Source organism: Skermanella rosea (assembly GCF_016806835.2).
Classification (GTDB): Bacteria; Pseudomonadota; Alphaproteobacteria; order Azospirillales; family Azospirillaceae; genus Skermanella; species Skermanella rosea.
In genome coordinates, this window is record NZ_CP086111.1 from 729,740 (window position 1) to 744,356 (window position 14,617).

General features: G+C 68.6%; 16 protein-coding genes. 7 read left to right on the plus strand and 9 right to left on the minus strand.

The features are described 5' to 3' along the window. The first annotated feature begins 1 nt into the window (after position 1). Both JL101_RS03390 and JL101_RS03395 read left to right on the plus strand, forming a co-directional pair. A complete protein-coding gene (locus tag JL101_RS03390; RefSeq protein ID WP_203098513.1) occupies positions 2-907 on the plus strand; it encodes a diacylglycerol kinase family protein in 906 nt (301 codons plus the stop codon). Then, positions 904-1,719: a metallophosphoesterase family protein gene (locus JL101_RS03395; protein WP_203098512.1), complete on the plus strand. Its 816-nt coding sequence runs from the start codon at positions 904-906 to the stop codon at positions 1,717-1,719. The genes JL101_RS03390 and JL101_RS03395 overlap by 4 nt, the downstream gene beginning before the upstream one ends. On the opposite strand, the gene JL101_RS36475 is transcribed toward JL101_RS03395, so the two are convergent. The 9 genes from JL101_RS36475 to JL101_RS03445 form a co-directional block, all read right to left on the minus strand. Beyond that, positions 1,716-3,923, minus strand: coding sequence for an ATP-binding protein (locus tag JL101_RS36475; protein ID WP_203098511.1), 2,208 nt, complete (start codon positions 3,921-3,923; stop codon positions 1,716-1,718). The genes JL101_RS03395 and JL101_RS36475 overlap by 4 nt on opposite strands. Beyond that, the gene (locus JL101_RS03410; protein ID WP_203098510.1) at positions 3,920-4,396 is read right to left on the minus strand and encodes a molybdopterin-dependent oxidoreductase; all 477 of its coding nucleotides are present in this window, start codon (positions 4,394-4,396) and stop codon (positions 3,920-3,922) included. The genes JL101_RS36475 and JL101_RS03410 overlap by 4 nt, the downstream gene beginning before the upstream one ends. Positions 4,397-4,476: 80 nt before the next feature. Beyond that, on the minus strand, positions 4,477-5,940 hold the full coding sequence (gene hydA, locus JL101_RS03415; protein ID WP_203098509.1) for a dihydropyrimidinase: 1,464 nt from the start codon (positions 5,938-5,940) through the stop codon (positions 4,477-4,479). A gap of 147 nt (positions 5,941-6,087) precedes the next feature. After that, complete coding sequence (locus JL101_RS03420; RefSeq protein WP_201077366.1) at positions 6,088-6,570, minus strand: F0F1 ATP synthase subunit B family protein; 483 nt, start codon at positions 6,568-6,570, stop codon at positions 6,088-6,090. Continuing rightward, positions 6,570-7,238 (minus strand): F0F1 ATP synthase subunit B family protein, encoded by a 669-nt coding sequence (locus JL101_RS03425; protein ID WP_203098508.1) that lies wholly within the window; start codon positions 7,236-7,238, stop codon positions 6,570-6,572. The genes JL101_RS03420 and JL101_RS03425 overlap by 1 nt, the downstream gene beginning before the upstream one ends. Positions 7,239-7,337: 99 nt before the next feature. Then, the gene (locus tag JL101_RS03430) at positions 7,338-7,562 is read right to left on the minus strand and encodes an ATP synthase subunit C family protein (protein WP_037449290.1); all 225 of its coding nucleotides are present in this window, start codon (positions 7,560-7,562) and stop codon (positions 7,338-7,340) included. 95 nt (positions 7,563-7,657) lie between these two features. Next, positions 7,658-8,401, minus strand: coding sequence for a F0F1 ATP synthase subunit A (locus tag JL101_RS03435; protein ID WP_201077370.1), 744 nt, complete (start codon positions 8,399-8,401; stop codon positions 7,658-7,660). Between the two features lie 38 nt (positions 8,402-8,439). Continuing rightward, a complete protein-coding gene (locus JL101_RS03440; protein WP_203098507.1) occupies positions 8,440-8,796 on the minus strand; it encodes an AtpZ/AtpI family protein in 357 nt (118 codons plus the stop codon). Between the two features lie 243 nt (positions 8,797-9,039). Beyond that, the gene (locus tag JL101_RS03445) at positions 9,040-9,654 is read right to left on the minus strand and encodes an SCO family protein (RefSeq protein WP_203098506.1); all 615 of its coding nucleotides are present in this window, start codon (positions 9,652-9,654) and stop codon (positions 9,040-9,042) included. Positions 9,655-9,826: 172 nt separating this feature from the next. Between JL101_RS03445 and JL101_RS03450 the strand changes: the two genes are divergently transcribed. The 5 genes from JL101_RS03450 (at position 9,827) to JL101_RS03470 (ending at position 14,576) form a co-directional block, all read left to right on the plus strand. Continuing rightward, a complete protein-coding gene (locus JL101_RS03450) occupies positions 9,827-10,777 on the plus strand; it encodes an L-lactate dehydrogenase (RefSeq protein WP_203098505.1) in 951 nt (316 codons plus the stop codon). Positions 10,778-10,923: 146 nt separating this feature from the next. Then, the gene (locus JL101_RS03455) at positions 10,924-11,364 is read left to right on the plus strand and encodes a hypothetical protein (protein WP_203098504.1); all 441 of its coding nucleotides are present in this window, start codon (positions 10,924-10,926) and stop codon (positions 11,362-11,364) included. A 105-nt stretch (positions 11,365-11,469) separates the two neighbouring features. After that, positions 11,470-12,042 carry a cupredoxin domain-containing protein gene (locus tag JL101_RS03460; RefSeq protein ID WP_203098503.1) on the plus strand — a complete coding sequence of 191 codons (573 nt, stop codon included), beginning with the start codon at positions 11,470-11,472 and terminating at the stop codon, positions 12,040-12,042. A gap of 13 nt (positions 12,043-12,055) precedes the next feature. Next, a complete protein-coding gene (locus tag JL101_RS03465) occupies positions 12,056-13,783 on the plus strand; it encodes a copper resistance system multicopper oxidase (RefSeq protein WP_203098502.1) in 1,728 nt (575 codons plus the stop codon). A gap of 19 nt (positions 13,784-13,802) precedes the next feature. After that, a complete protein-coding gene (locus JL101_RS03470) occupies positions 13,803-14,576 on the plus strand; it encodes a copper resistance protein B (RefSeq protein ID WP_203098501.1) in 774 nt (257 codons plus the stop codon). Positions 14,577-14,617 lie beyond the last annotated feature (41 nt).

A 14,617-nucleotide genomic window follows, 5' to 3' on the forward strand; every position in this document is an offset into this window, starting at 1 on the left:
CATGAAGCTGGCCGTCGTCATCAACGGATCGGCGGGGGCCTTGCTCGACCAGTCGGCGGGGGACGCCGCCGCCCGGATCGAAGCACTGTTCCGCGACCAGGGGGCGTCCGCGACCGTGACGGTCGCCCCTCCCGGCGGACTGATGGAAACCCTGCGGGCCGCCGCGGCGACCGATGCCGACGCCGTGGTGGTCGGCGGCGGCGACGGCACCGTGGCGGCGGCCGCCGCCCTGCTGGTCGATACCGACAAGGCCATGGGCGTCCTGCCCCTCGGCACGGCCAACCTGCTGGCCAAGGACCTGCACATGGCCCTCGACCTGGAGGCGGCGGTCGGCCAGCTCGCCGCGGGCGAGATCCGGGCGGTTGATGTGGCGGAGGTCAACGGCACCGTGTTCCTGTGCAACGCCGTGCTGGGGCTGTTCCCCATGCTGGCTCGCTACCGGGAGCGGCACAGGCACGAGCCCGGATTCGCCAAATGGTTGCATCTCGGGGCCGCGACCCTGGCCGCCATGCGCCGCTATCCCCGGCTGGAGATGGAGATCGACCTGGGCTCCGGGCCGCAGCGCCGCCGGACCATGGCCCTGGCCGTCGCCAACAACGCCTATGACGACGCCTTCTTCTCCTTCTTCGCCCGCTCCAACCTGGGGGCCGGCGAGCTGGTGGTCTATCTGGCCCGCCACAAGACTTCGGTCGGCATGTTCCGCATGGCGACGCGCATGCTTCTCGGCCGCTGGCAGAGCGACCGGGACCTCAGCGTCGAGCGCGTCCGCGAAGTCACCGTCCGGACCCGCAAGCGCAGCCTAGCCGTCGCCATCGACGGCGAGGTCCGCCGGCTGGCGACTCCGTTGCGCTTCCGGATGCGTCCCGGCGCGCTCAAGGTCCTGGTGCCGGCCGGGACCATGCCATGAGGCGGCTCGCCCATATCTCCGACCTGCATTTCGGCCGGATCGACGAGGCGGTGGTCGAGGCGCTCCTGGTCGACCTCGCCGAGGTCCGGCCCGACCTGATCGTCGTCAGCGGCGACCTGACCCAGCGCGGCCACCACGACCAGTTCCGCGCCGCCCGCGCCTTCCTCCAGCGGCTGGAGGCGCCCTATCTGGTGGTCCCCGGCAACCACGACATTCCGGGCGTCAACCTGCTGGCCCGCTTCGCCGCCCCCCTGCGGCGCTACCGCCGCTACATCGAACGCGACCTCCGCCCGCTCCACCGGGACGACGAGATCGCGGTGCTGGGCCTCAACACCGCCCGGCCGGTCGGGCTCCACTGGAACTGGTCCCACGGCAGGATCAACGCCGAGCAGATCGCCCACGCCCGGAGCGTCTTCGACTCGGTGGGACCGGAGGTCGTCAAGGTGGTGGTCACCCACCATCCCTTCCTGCCGCCCCCCGACGCTCCGGACACGCGGCTGGTCGGGCGCGCCGGCCTGGCGCTCCGCACCTTCGAGGCCTGCGGGGTGGACCTGCTGCTGGCCGGGCACCTGCACCGCGGCTACCACGGGGATGTCAGGACGCACCATACGGCGGTGAAGCGCTCGATCCTGGTGGCCCAGGCCTCCACCGCGACATCGACCCGGCTGCGGAACGAACCCAATGCCTACAACCTGATCGACTTGGACGGCGACCGCATCGGCTTCGGCGTCAGGGTGTGGAACGGCGCCGGGTTCCGCTATGCCGCCGCCGGCCGCTTCGTCCGCCGGCACGGCCATTGGGAGCGGGCCTAGCCATGGGCGGCCGGGGCGAACTGTTCCTCCAGCGCCTGCCGGGTCGGCTCGATCTGCTGCCGCGCCAGGGCGAGCAGTCGGCTCGACTCCTCCAGGTCGGCGGCGTTCACCTCGATCGCGCGGGCGATGGCGGAGAGCCGCCCGGCGCCCAGGTTGGCGTTGGCGCCCTTCATGCCGTGGGCCGCCCGCTTGACCGCCGCGGCATCGCCCGTCGCTATGGCCGCCTCGATCTCGTCCGCCTGGAGCCGGGCCTGTCCGGGGAACAGGCCCAGCATGTCCATCAGGTCCTCCGCGTCGAGACAGTCCTGGAGTTGCTCGAGCATGGTCTGGTCCAGCAGCGGCGTCTCCGCCAGATCGTCGGGCGCGGCCGGGGCGGGCGCCTGCGGTATCGGTGCGGGAAGCTTGCTCATCACGCGCTCGATCGCGGCGAACAGCTCGGCCGGGCGGACCGGCTTGGAGACGTAGTCGTTCATTCCGGCGGCGAGATAACGCTCCCGGTCGCCGGCCATGGCATGGGCGGTGACGGCGACGACCGGGATCGTTCCGAAGGGCGGGGGCAGGGTGCGGATCGCCTCGGCCGCCGAGCAGCCGTCCATCACCGGCATCTGGATGTCCATCAGCACCAGGTCGAACGGCGCGTCCGCGCCGGCCACCGCGGCGACCGCCTCCGCCCCGTTGGTCGCCAACTCGACGGAATGGCCCCGGCGGGTCAGCAGGCTGTCCATCAGGGTCCGGTTCACCTCGACGTCGTCCACCACCAGCAGGCGCAGGGGGCCGTGGTCCACCGCTTCCTGCGCGGGATCGGGCAGGGGGGCCTCGACGATGTCGGGGCCGGGCTGGCAGCGCACGGTGAAGCTGAAGATGCTGCCCTTGCCGACCTCGCTCCGGACGGTGATGTCGCCGCCCTGGAGCAGGCAGAGCTGCCGGCAGATCGCCAGCCCCAGCCCGGTGCCGCCGTAGCGCCGGGTGGTCGAGCCGTCGGCCTGGGAGAACCGTTCGAACAGGCGGCCCAGGAACTCCTCCGGGATGCCGATGCCGGTATCCTGCACGTCCACGGCCAGGATCAGCCCTCCCGATCCGTCCGGCCGGGTGGCGAAGCGGATGTCGATCCGTCCGCCGTGGGTGAACTTGACCGCGTTGCCGACCAGGTTGAACAGGATCTGCCGGATCCGGCCGACATCGCCGCGCAGCGAGATCCGCGCGCCCGGATCGATGGAGTAGGACAGCTCGTTGCCGCTCTCCATCGCCCGGGGATGGAGGATCGAGACCACGTCCTCCGCCGGCTGGGTCAGCAGGAAATCCACCGCCTCGACCTCGATCCGCCCGGCCTCCAGCTTGGACAGGTCCAGGATGTCGTTGACGATGGTCAGCAGGTTCTCGGCGGACCGCAGGGCGGAACCGGCGTGGGCCTGGGGCTCGGGGGGAAGGCGGCTGTCGACCAGCAGGCCCAGCAGTCCCATCACGCCGTTCAGCGGGGTACGGATCTCGTGGCTGATGTTGGCCAGGAACTCCGACTTGGCGCGGCTCGCCGCCTCGGCATCCTGCTTGGCCTGGTTGAGCGTTCCGGTCAGCCGCAGCAGCTCCCGCCGGGACCGGCTGCTCTGCAGGATGTACCAGCCGGCCAAGCCCGCGAAGCCGGCGCACAGAACGGCCTGTATCACCGTCGCCGTGGTCGCCAGCCGCTGCATCTCGGTGATCTCGGTCCAGCGCTGGGCCGCCTCGCCGGCGCTCACGCTGTTGATCCCGAGCATCATGGACTGGATCGGTTCGCGCAGCAGCGGCAGCCGCACCAGCAGTTCCGCCACGACGGCGCCGTCGAACCCGCCGCGCGAGGCTACGAGGGCGTCCGTTTCGTCAACGAAACGACCCAGCTCGCCGATGGGGCCGTCATAGAAGGCCCGGCCGGTGAACATCTGCCGGTAGGTGCCGCCGCGCACGATGTTGAGCCGGCTGACGAACACCTCGTACCGCCGCTCCGTCTCGGCCGCATCACTGATGCCGGCCGAGGCTTCCAGCAGCGCCACGTGCAACCGGTGGTGCTCAGTGCCGAGCTGGAAGAAGGCCCAGGCCTGGTTGTCGGTCCCGCCCGCCAGCACGCCGACGGTCTTGTTCGACAGCGCGTACTGCAACGCCCCGACGATGGAGAAGGAGACGACGACGGCAAGGCCCAGCCCCGCGAGGGCGGCGCGCAGCCCCCGTGTCAAGGTTCGACCCTGATCCGGTCGATTTGCCAGATCGCTCGGAAGAACCAAGCGTCGTTCTGCAATTCCGGATGGTCATCGAACGGGAACATCAACCAGAACGGTCCTCGCTCCCGCGGCGGGATGGGCTTGCCGTTCATGGAGGTCGCGATGATCGGCCGATAGCGCCTGATATCCGTCAGAGACAATTCTACCTTGTAATCGTCCTTGGCGATCAACGAAACCTTGCCGCCGTCGGCCTTCAGCAGGGCCAGGACATCGGTCAGGTAGGGACCGGAGAAGCTGGCCTTGCCCGTCCAGGGGGTGGCGGTGGCGATCTCCACCGCGGGCAGGCCGGCGAGCTGCTGCGAATCGATCGTGGCCGCCGCCGGGAGGCCGGCGCCGGAGACGCTGATCTGCGCCGCCAGCACCGGCGTCCCGCCGTTCCAGGAAGCCAGCGAAAACAGGAGGATGGCGGCAAGGATGCGGGCAATCATGATGGAGCGGGTCCCTGCTGGTCGAGTTGGCTCGCAGAGATTACCCCATTCGGAGAAAAAGTGCCCGCACCCCTGTCGTCTCAGGGAGTGACCGCCGTCGCGACCTCCCTGTCGACACCGACCGGCCTGTGCAACTCGTTGTACCGCTCGATCGCCTTGAACGCCGGGGGATGGCACGGGCGGTCGATATAGCGCCCGGCACCCCGGACGGTACGCAGTTCGCCGTCGGTCCAGACCAGGTTGCCCTGCGACAGCGTGTGCCGGGCGATGCCCTTCACCTCCATCCCCTCGTAGATGTTGAAATCGACGTTCTGGTGATGGGTCTTGGCCGAGATGGTCCGGGTCCCCTCGGGGTCCCAGACGACCAGGTCGGCATCCGCCCCGACCTGCACCGCGCCCTTGCGCGGATACAGGTTGAAGATCTGGGCGCAGTTGGTCGAGGTGATCCGGACGAACTCGTTAGGCGTCAGCCGGCCGGTGCCGACGCCGTTGTGCCACAGGATCGACATGCGGTCCTCGATCCCGCCGGTGCCGTTGGGGATCTTGGTGAAATTGTCGCGCCCGGCCGCCTTCTGCGGCGCGCAGAAGCAGCAATGGTCGGTCGCCGTGGTCTGCAGGCCGCCGGAGGACAGGCCGGCCCACAGGGCCTCCTGGTGGTGCTTGGCGCGGAACGGCGGGCTCATCACGTAGGCGGCGGCGGTCTGCCAGTCGGGATTGCGGTATACCGACTCATCGATCACCAGATGCTGGGCCAGCACTTCCCCGTAGACCCGGTGCCCGGCGGCGCGGGCGCGCGATATGGCCTGGGTCGCCTGCTCGGTCGAGACATGGACGATATAGACCGGCGCTCCCAGCACGTTGGCGATCGCGATGGCGCGCTGAGCCGCCTCCCCCTCGACCTGGGGCGGGCGGGACAGGGCATGCCCCTCCGGCCCGGTGATGCCCTGCTCCAGCAGCGTCTTCTGCAGATGGAAGACGGCGTCGCCGTTCTCCGCATGGACGGTGCACAGGGCGCCCAGTTCCTGCGCGCGGGCGAAGCTGTTCAGCAGGACGCCGTCATCGACCATGATGGCGCCCTTGTAGGCCATGAAATGCTTGAAGGAGTTGACGCCGTGCTCGCGCGTCAGCACGCCCATCTCCTCCCGCACCTGGTCGGACCACCAGGTGACCGCGACATGGAAGGAATAGTCCGCCGCCGCCTTCTCCGCCCAGCCGCGCCACTGGCGATAGGCCTCGACCAGCGACTGCTGGGGCGCGGGGATCACGAAGTCGATGATCATGGTGGTGCCGCCGGCCGCCCCCGCCGAAGTGCCGGAGAAAAAGTCCTCGCTGGCGACCGTTCCCATGAAGGGCAGTTCCATGTGGGTGTGCGGGTCGATGCCGCCCGGCATGACATACATGCCGCCCGCGTCGACCACTTGCGAGCCGGCCGGCGCGTCGAAACCGTCGCCGATCGCGACGATCGTGCCGTTCTCGCAATAGACGTCTGCGCGGAAGCTCTGCTCGGCGGTCACGACGGTTCCGCCGCGGATCAGGATCGACATGAAGCTTTTTCTCCCCGTTGTTCCGTGTCCGCTGTTCCGGACCCCTGTCGAGCGTAACGCAGGGAGGCCGTGCCCCGAAACGCGAAAAGCCCCCGATGCCGGAGCATCGGGGGCTTTCCGTCGAGGGCTCTCCGCGGAACGGAGCGCTTAGTGCAGGTTGCGCGGCAGGTCGGCGATTGCGGCGTCGACCAGCTTGGCGGACTGCGCGGCGTCCATGTTCTCCGCGATGAGGCGACCGCTGGCGGCGATCGCGAGATCGACCGTCAGGCTCTTCACTTCCTGAAGGGCCAGGGCTTCGGCTTGGGCGATCTTGTCCATCGCCTGGGCCTCGCGCCGCTTCATGGAGGAGTCGAGATCGGCAGCGGCGTGCAGCCGCAGCCGCTCGGCCTCCTCGCGGGCGTGGGCGATGATGTCCTCGGCTTCCTTCAGCGCGTCGCGCTGACGGCGCTGATAGGAGGCGAGGGTGGCCTGGGCATCCTCGCGGAGCCGCTGCGCTTCTTCCAGTTCCTGGCGGATCTTGTCCGCCCGGTCGTCCAGCATCGCCGTCAGGGCCTTGGCGCCCGGACGGAATGCGAAGAAGAGGAAGATGAAGAAGGCGACGGCGACCCAGAATTCAGCAGCTTGAAACATCAGCCACGCTCCTGCATCACGGCGCCGACGGCCGTATCGGCCCGGGCGGCATCGACCTTGATGCCGCCGAGCTTCTCGGCGGTCTGCTGGGCGATCTCGGCCGCCACGGAGCGGACGCTGGTGAGCGCCGTTTCCTTTGCCGCGTTGATCCGCTCCTCGGCGGCGCGGGTCTTGGCGGCCAGATCGGCATTGAACTGGGCCTGACGGCCCGAGGACGCCGAAGCGATGTCGGCGGTCGTGGCGGCCATCACCGACTGGGCATGCGCCCGGGCGTCGGTCAGGGCCTTCTCGTAGCCTTCCATGACACCGGCCGACTCCTCCCGGAGCGCGGAGGCCCGGTCGAGGTCGTTGGTGATCCGCTCCTGCCGCTCCTCCAGCACCTCGGCGACCTTGGGCAGAGCCACCTTGGCCATGAGGAAGTAGAGGGCGATGAACGAGATCGCCAGCCAGATCAGCTGGGGGGCGAAGACTGTGGGATCGAGCTGGGGCAGGCCGCCGCTGCCATGCTCTGCGCCGTGGGCCAAGTCGGCCCCGTGCGCGGCATCGCCGGCCGCTCCATGATCCGCCTGGGCCAGGGCGCTGCCCGCCGTGACGACGAGCATCGTCCAGGCGAGACCAACGCGCCCGGCCAGTCCGCCCGCACGCAGACGAGCCAAAAACTTGGGCATGATCGATCCCCTAAGCTTGCGGCGCCGGTCGCCGGGACGGTGATCCCGTTGAGCCAGGCGCCGCATGTGAGCGAAAACCAGCTTCGTTCAGGCTCGAGCTTAGGCGAACAGGATCAGGAAGGCGATCAGCAGGGCGAACAGCGCCACGGCTTCCGTCAGCGCGAAGCCCAGAATGCCGATCGGGAAGACCGCCGCGCGCGATGCCGGGTTGCGGGCGATCGAGCTGATCAGGGTCGAGAAGATGTTGCCGATGCCGAGGCCAACACCGAACAGGGCGAAAACCGCCAGACCGGCGCCGATGAACTTAGCGGCTTCTGCGTCCATGATTAGATACCCTTCTTTTGAGACTGGAAAGTAAGACAGGTGGGTGGTGTCGAGTAACCCGCGGCGCGGCACCGATCAATGGCCGGAGGGGCCGATCAGTGCAGTTCCAGGGCGTCGCGGATATAGAGGCAGGTCAGGATCGTGAACACGTAGGCCTGAAGCAGGGCCACGAGGATTTCGAAACCGACCAGTGCAACGTTGATCGCGAGCGGCAGGATGCCGATCGTGTAGCCGAGGCCGCCGAGACCGGCGCCGAGCAGGACCGAGAAGCCGCCGAACACCTTCAGCATCGTGTGGCCGGCCATCATGTTGGCGAACAACCGGATGGACAGGCTGACCGGACGCGACAGGTAGGACAGGACCTCGATCGGGATCAGGATCGGCGCCAGCGCGATCGGCGCGCCGTGCGGCATGAACAGCGAGAAGAAGTGGAAGCCGTGCTTGATCAGTCCCAGCAGGGTGACGAAGACGAACACCGTCAAGGCCAGCCCGAAGGTGACGATGATGTGGCTGGTGAACGTGAAGGTCCCCGGGATCATGCCCAGCAGGTTGCCGACCAGGATGAACATGAACAGCGAGAACACGAAGGGGAAGTATTTCCGCGCATCGGGACCCGCGTTCTCGCGCACCATGTTGGCGACGAACTCGTAGAACATTTCGGCCAGCGACTGCATGCGGCCCGGGACCAGGGCCCGGCCGCGCATGCCGAACACGATGAAGCCGGTGATCAGCGCGACTGCAATCACCATGTACAGCGACGAATTGCTGAACGATGCGTCGAGGCCGCCGACATTGATCGGCACGTACCTCTGGATTTGGAATTGGTGAAGCGGATCCACGGTCGTCCTCGTTCAGCCAAACTTTGCGTCTGGCGCTGTTATTGTTCCGGCCCGTCTTCCGGCTTCCGCATGCTCCGGTAGCCCGGTGCGTAGCCGACGCCTGTGACGGCCCGGTAGACATTCACAATTCCGGCCCCGGCGCCAAGGAAAAACATCCCGATCAGGCCCCAGGGCGTCGTACCCAGCCAGCGATCCAGCAGCAGGCCGCCGCCGACGCCGATGATCATGGCGGCCACCAGTTCGATCCCGATCCGGAAGGCGAGCCCGAGGGACTTCCTCGGCAGGTCGTCATCCCCGTCAGGCTTGGAAGCCGGGCCGGCGCTGCGTTCCCGCGCCTTCCGCAAACGGGCATCGATGTCGTCCAACGAAGGTGGGGGAGACTGGTCGTCGCTCATGTCCGGTCCCACTTCCCCCGGTTGGCCGGGAAGCCGCGCGAAAGCGGCGGCACCATACGGTTAGGGCAGTACCCTGTCAAGTCGCAAAACCCTCCTTCCAAGTGGTTGAATTACTTGGATTTCCGACGCAACTGACCCCTTCGAAAGGCTCTTCGGAGAGGCTTTTGGGGGCCTTGAAGCGCCGATGCGACACTATGTACGCGCGGCGCGTACCGCCGCGCTGCGCCGGTTCCGGACCATTCGTCAGGAGTCCAGGTGGGCGGCGATCGTCTCCGCCATCTTGTCCGGCGCGGTGCCGTGGGCGAAGGCTTCGAGGAACTTCCCGTCGGGTCCCATCAGGTAGACGAAGGACGAATGGTCCATCGTGTAGTAGTCGCCGCCGCCCTTGTCCGGGGCCTTCGCGAAATAGACCCGATAGGCCCGCGCCGCCCCGGCGACCTGTTCCGGCGTGCCGGTCAGCCCGACCAGCCGGGGATGGAACTGGGCGACGTAATCGGCCATCTGCGTCACGGTGTCACGCTCGGGATCGATCGTGATGAACAGCGGCTGGACCTGGTCGGCCTTGGCGCCCAGACGGTCCAGGGCGGTCGCCATCACCTGCAGTTCCGTCGGGCAGACGTCCGGGCAGAAGGTGAAGCCGAAATAGACCAGCATGTGGCGGCCCTGGTAATCGGCCTGGGTGACCGGGCGGCCGGTATGGTCGGTCAGCGAGAACGGACCGCCGATCAGGGCCGTGCCGGTCTGGGTGCCGCCCCGGGTGCCGCCGGGCAGCTGGGAGACCTGCCACCAGACGATCCCGGCGGCGATCAGCAGGCCGATCAGGGTGCCGACGGCGAGGCGGATGAGGCGTTGGTTCATTGTCCTGACTGCGGTTGCATGGAGCGGGGCGAACAGGCCGGGCGATTCACACCTTGACCGGGTTATCTGTTCCGGCCGAGGGTAGGGCACAGCGGGACCAATCGCCGCAGCCTTGTCGCCCTTCAGCATTCCTTTAAGGCACCGCCGGGTGCCAGTCCATGAGGATCGGACCATGAAGATCGGAATTGTCGGAGCCGGTTTCGTCGGAAGCGCCGCTGCCTACGCGATGGTGATGCGGGGCGTCGGCACGGAAATCGTCCTGGTCGACCGCAACCGCGACTTGGCGGCGGCGCAGGCCGAGGACATCCTGCACGCGACGCCGTTCGCCTATCCCATGCCGGTCAACGCCGGCGACTATGGCGATCTGGCCGGGTCGTGCGTGGTGGTCCTGGCGGCCGGCGCCAACCAGCGGCCCGGCGAGACCCGCCTGGAACTGCTGGAGCGCAACGCCGCCGTCTTCGGCGAGATCATCCCCCAGGTCCTGTCGAGCGCGCCCGGCGCGATCCTGCTGATCGCGACCAATCCGGTCGACGTCATGACCCAGGTCTCGCTGGACATCGCCCGCCGCACTCGGCCCGACATGCCGGCCGGACGGGTGATCGGCTCCGGCACCATCCTGGACACCGCCCGGTTCCGGGCGCTGCTGGGCCGGCACCTGGGTATCTCGCCGAAATCGGTGCATGCCCACGTGCTGGGGGAGCACGGCGACAGCGAGGTGCTCCACTGGTCCGGAGCGGACGCCGGGGCGATGCCGGTCGCGGAGTTCGCCGAGCAGGTCGGCCGGCCGCTGACCGACGCCGTCCGCGCGGAGATCGACGAGGGCGTGCGCGGCGCCGCCGGCCGGATCATCAAGGGCAAGGGCGCCACCTGGTACGGCATCGGCGGCGGGTTGGCGCGCATCGCCCAGGCGATCTCCGACGACGAGCGCGCGGTCGTCACCTGCTCGACCGTCAACCCGGAGGTGGCCGGGGTCGAGGCCGTGGCGCTGTCCCTGCCGCGCATCCTGGGTATCGACGGCGTGATCGGGACGCTGCGGCCGACCCTGGACGAGGGGGAGACGAAGGCGCTGGCGCGGAGCGCCGGGATCCTGAAGGAAGCCGTGTCGAAGCTCGGACTAGGATAGATCCGACGGCCGTTCCGCGCGCTTCCGGCTGCCGCACCCGCCGCCCGGCGGTAACGGCCCTGGCGTCGGCGAAGACCCAGGGCCCCCTTGCAACCCGGCCGACCCCTGCAATACACTGCGGCCGTCCGGGCGAGAAGCCCGCAGGCATGGAATCGGCAGTGGGCATGCGCTTCACACGGGTCTTTGCGGCCGTGCTGTTCAGTCTCCTCCTCGGCTGGGGAGGCGCCGTCATGTCCGGTGCCGCCGCTTCCGTCGCGCCCCATCCTGCCGTGTCTTCGGGCGAAAGCGCCGGGGACGGTTGCGACGAGCGGCCGGGGCACCACGGGTACTCGGTGCCGGGGCACCACGGGTACTCGGGGAATCATAAACACCACGATCATCGGACCGAGGGCGACCACGGGGAGCATTCCAAACTCTCCCACCAGGGCTGCTGCGCGATGGCCTGCGGCATGTCGGCCCTGGAACCGGCCGATCCCGGGGTGAACCCCGTCGAGTGGACGTCCGTCCGCGTCCAGCCCCTGGCCGACGACGTGCTCCGGGACCGATCCGTCTCCCCCTTGCGGCGGCCCCCCAGACCCGCGGCCTGACGCCGACCTCCCCCCGCTTTACCGTTCCGGGCCTCCGCGCCCGGAAGCAGCCACTTTTCCATGTCTCTCCGGCGCCGATGGGGCCGGAGACGGAGGACACCCGACATGCGTCCGCATATCCGCACCCTGCATGCCGTCGCCGCCCTCGTGACCGGCGTCGGCCTCCTGGCCGCTTCGGCCGCGGCTGTCGCCGCCCCCGGCAAGGCCGGCCACACACATGATACCGCCGCTATCGGCGAGCCCGCGAAGGCGACCGCCAAGACACGCACCGTCCAGGTCGAGATGGGCGACAACTACTACGAGCCTGGGACCATCGCGGTGAAGGCCGGGGAGACCGTCCGCTTCGTCGTCAGGAACACGGGCGAGTTCCTGCACGAGTTCAACATCGGCACCGCGGCGATGCATGCGGCCCACCAGAAGGAAATGGCCATGATGGTGGACCACGGCATGCTGACTGAGACCGGCGTGAACGAGGAGATGATGAAGATGGATCACTCCGGCATGCCGGACATGGGCCATTCCATGAAGCACGACGACCCCAACAGCGTCCTCGTGGAGCCCGGCCAGACCGGGGAACTGGTCTGGAAGTTCTCCAGGCAGGCGACGATCGAGTTCGCCTGCAACATGCCGGGCCACTACGAGTCCGGGATGGTCGGCAAGGTCGCGTTCCAGCGCTGAGGGAGGACGGCCCATGCACGAGGCATCGCGCGGCCTTTCCCGCCGCGCCGCCCTCAGGCTCGCCGGAGCGGCGGGCCTGGCGGGCATCGTCACGGTCCATCCCGGCCGCCGCGTCTTCGCGGCCGCCGACCAAAGCCTGGACCTTGCCGTCGAACGGACCCGCATCACGATCGACGGCGAGACCAGCGGCGCCATTTCCATCGGCGGCTCGATCCCCGCGCCCACGCTGCGCTGGCGCGAGGGTCAGGAGGTGGTCGTCCACGTGACCAACCGGCTGGACGAGGCGACCTCCATCCACTGGCACGGCCTGCTGCTCCAGGGCGTCATGGACGGCGCGCCGGGCTTCAACGGCTACCGGCCGATCGGCCCCGGCGAGACCTACACCTACCGGTTCAAGCTCCGCCAGGCCGGCACCTACTGGTACCACAGCCACTCCGCCTCCCAGGAGCAGGAGGGCATGTACGGCGCCATCGTGATCGAGCCCGCCGGGCGCGATCCCGTCCGGACCGACCGCGACTACGTCGTGCTGCTTTCCGACCACACGCCCGAAGCGCCCGAGTCCGTGCTGCGCAAGCTCAAGGTCAGCGAAGGCTATTACAACAACGGCAGGCGCACCCTGGTCGACTTCTTCCGGGACGCCCGGCGCGACGGCCTGGGCGCCACGATCGACGACCGCCTCGCCTGGGGCGGGATGCGCATGGACGCCACCGACCTCGCCGACGTGACCGGATACCGGTTCCTGGTCAACGGCAAGGGCCCGAAGGACAACTGGACCGCCGTCTGCGACCCCGGCGAGCGGGTACGGCTCAGGGTCGTCAACGGTTCGGCCATGTCGATCTTCGACGTCCGCATCCCCGGCCTGGCCATGACCGTGGTCGCGGCCGACGGGCAGAACGTGGTGCCGGTGAAGGTCGACGAGTTCCGCATCGGCGTCGGCGAGACCTACGACGTCATCGTCATGCCGACCGGGGACAAGCCTTTCACCTTTTTCGCCGAGCCGATCGACCGCACCGGCTTCGCCCGGGCGACGCTCGCCTCCCGGGAGGGTCTGGAGGGCGATATCCCCGAGCGGCGCCCCCGCGCCATCCTGACCATGGCCGACATGGCCATGGCCCATGGCGGCATGGACCATGGCTCGATGGATCACGGCACCATGGACCATGGTTCGATGAACCAAGGCGCCATGGCCGGCATGGACCACGGTTCCATGCCCGGAATGGACCATGGCGCCATGCAGGGCATGGATCACGGTGCCGCGGCACGCCCGGAACGCGCGGTCGGCTGGGCCGACGCGGGGACGCCTCCGGGGACAAAGGCCCTCTCCTACGCGGACCTGAAGTCGTTCTCGAAGGCCAGGGACCGGCGCGAGCCCTCCCACGAGATCGAGATCCAGCTCACGGGCATGATGTCGCGCTACATCTGGACCCTGAACGGCCGGAAGTTCGACGAGGGTGCCGCGATCCGGGTCGCTTACGGCGATCGGATCCGGATCCGCTTCGTCAACACGACCATGATGGCCCACCCGATGCACCTGCACGGCATGTTCGTCGAGCTGGAGAACGGCCAGACGGACCGGATGCCCCGGAAGCACGTCGTGCTCGTGCCGCCGGGCCAGGTCACCACGGTCCAGCTGACCGCCGACGAGCCCGGCGAGTGGCCCCTCCACTGCCATCTCCTCTACCACATGGCCTCGGGCATGATGACGCGGTTCATCGTCGAACCCCGCACGGCGAGCCTCTGATGCGGGGATCAGTATGCGAATGACGAAGACAAGCCTCCGGACGGCGGCGCTCGCGGCGGGATCCGTCCTGCTGGCGCTGTCGGCGGTCCCGTCGCGCGCCGCCGCGCAGGAACACGGCGGACCCCGGGACGCGGACCAGGCCGAGCAGTTCCACGAGGAGCCGCCGATCCTCTCGACTCTCCTCATCGACCGGCTGGAGCATCGCTGGCGGGACGGCGAGAACTCGATCGACTGGGAGGTGCAGGGCTGGATCGGCGGAGACACCAACAAGGCCTGGTTCAACGCCGAAGGCAGCAAAGCCGTGGACGGGGAGGTGGAGGAAGCGGAATTCCAGCTCCTCTACAGCCGCATGACGTCGGAGTTCTGGGACCTCCAGGCCGGCATCCGGCACGACGTTCGTCCCCGGCCGCAGACGACCTATGGGGTGGTCGGGTTCCAGGGAGTGGCGCCGTACTTCTTCGACGTGACCGCCCAGCTCTTCGTCAGCGAGGACGGCGACTTCAGCGCCCGCCTGGAAGCCGAGTACGACCTGCTCATCACGCAGAAGCTCGTCCTGCAGCCGGTCGCCGAGATCAACGTCTCGGCCCAGCGGGTCCGGGAGCTCCATGTCGGTCCCGGCTTCAACGACGTGGAGCTGGGATTGCGCCTGCGCTACGAGGTCGTCCGCGAGTTCGCTCCCTACATCGGCGTGAACTGGGAACGGAAGCTGGGCGAGACCGCCGACATCGCCCGGGACCATGGCGAGGACCCGAGCGACCTGTCCTTCGTCACCGGCGTGCGGTTCTGGTTCTAGGGTTCCTGCACTCCGGTTCCGCTGAGTAGGCTCGCCGTAAG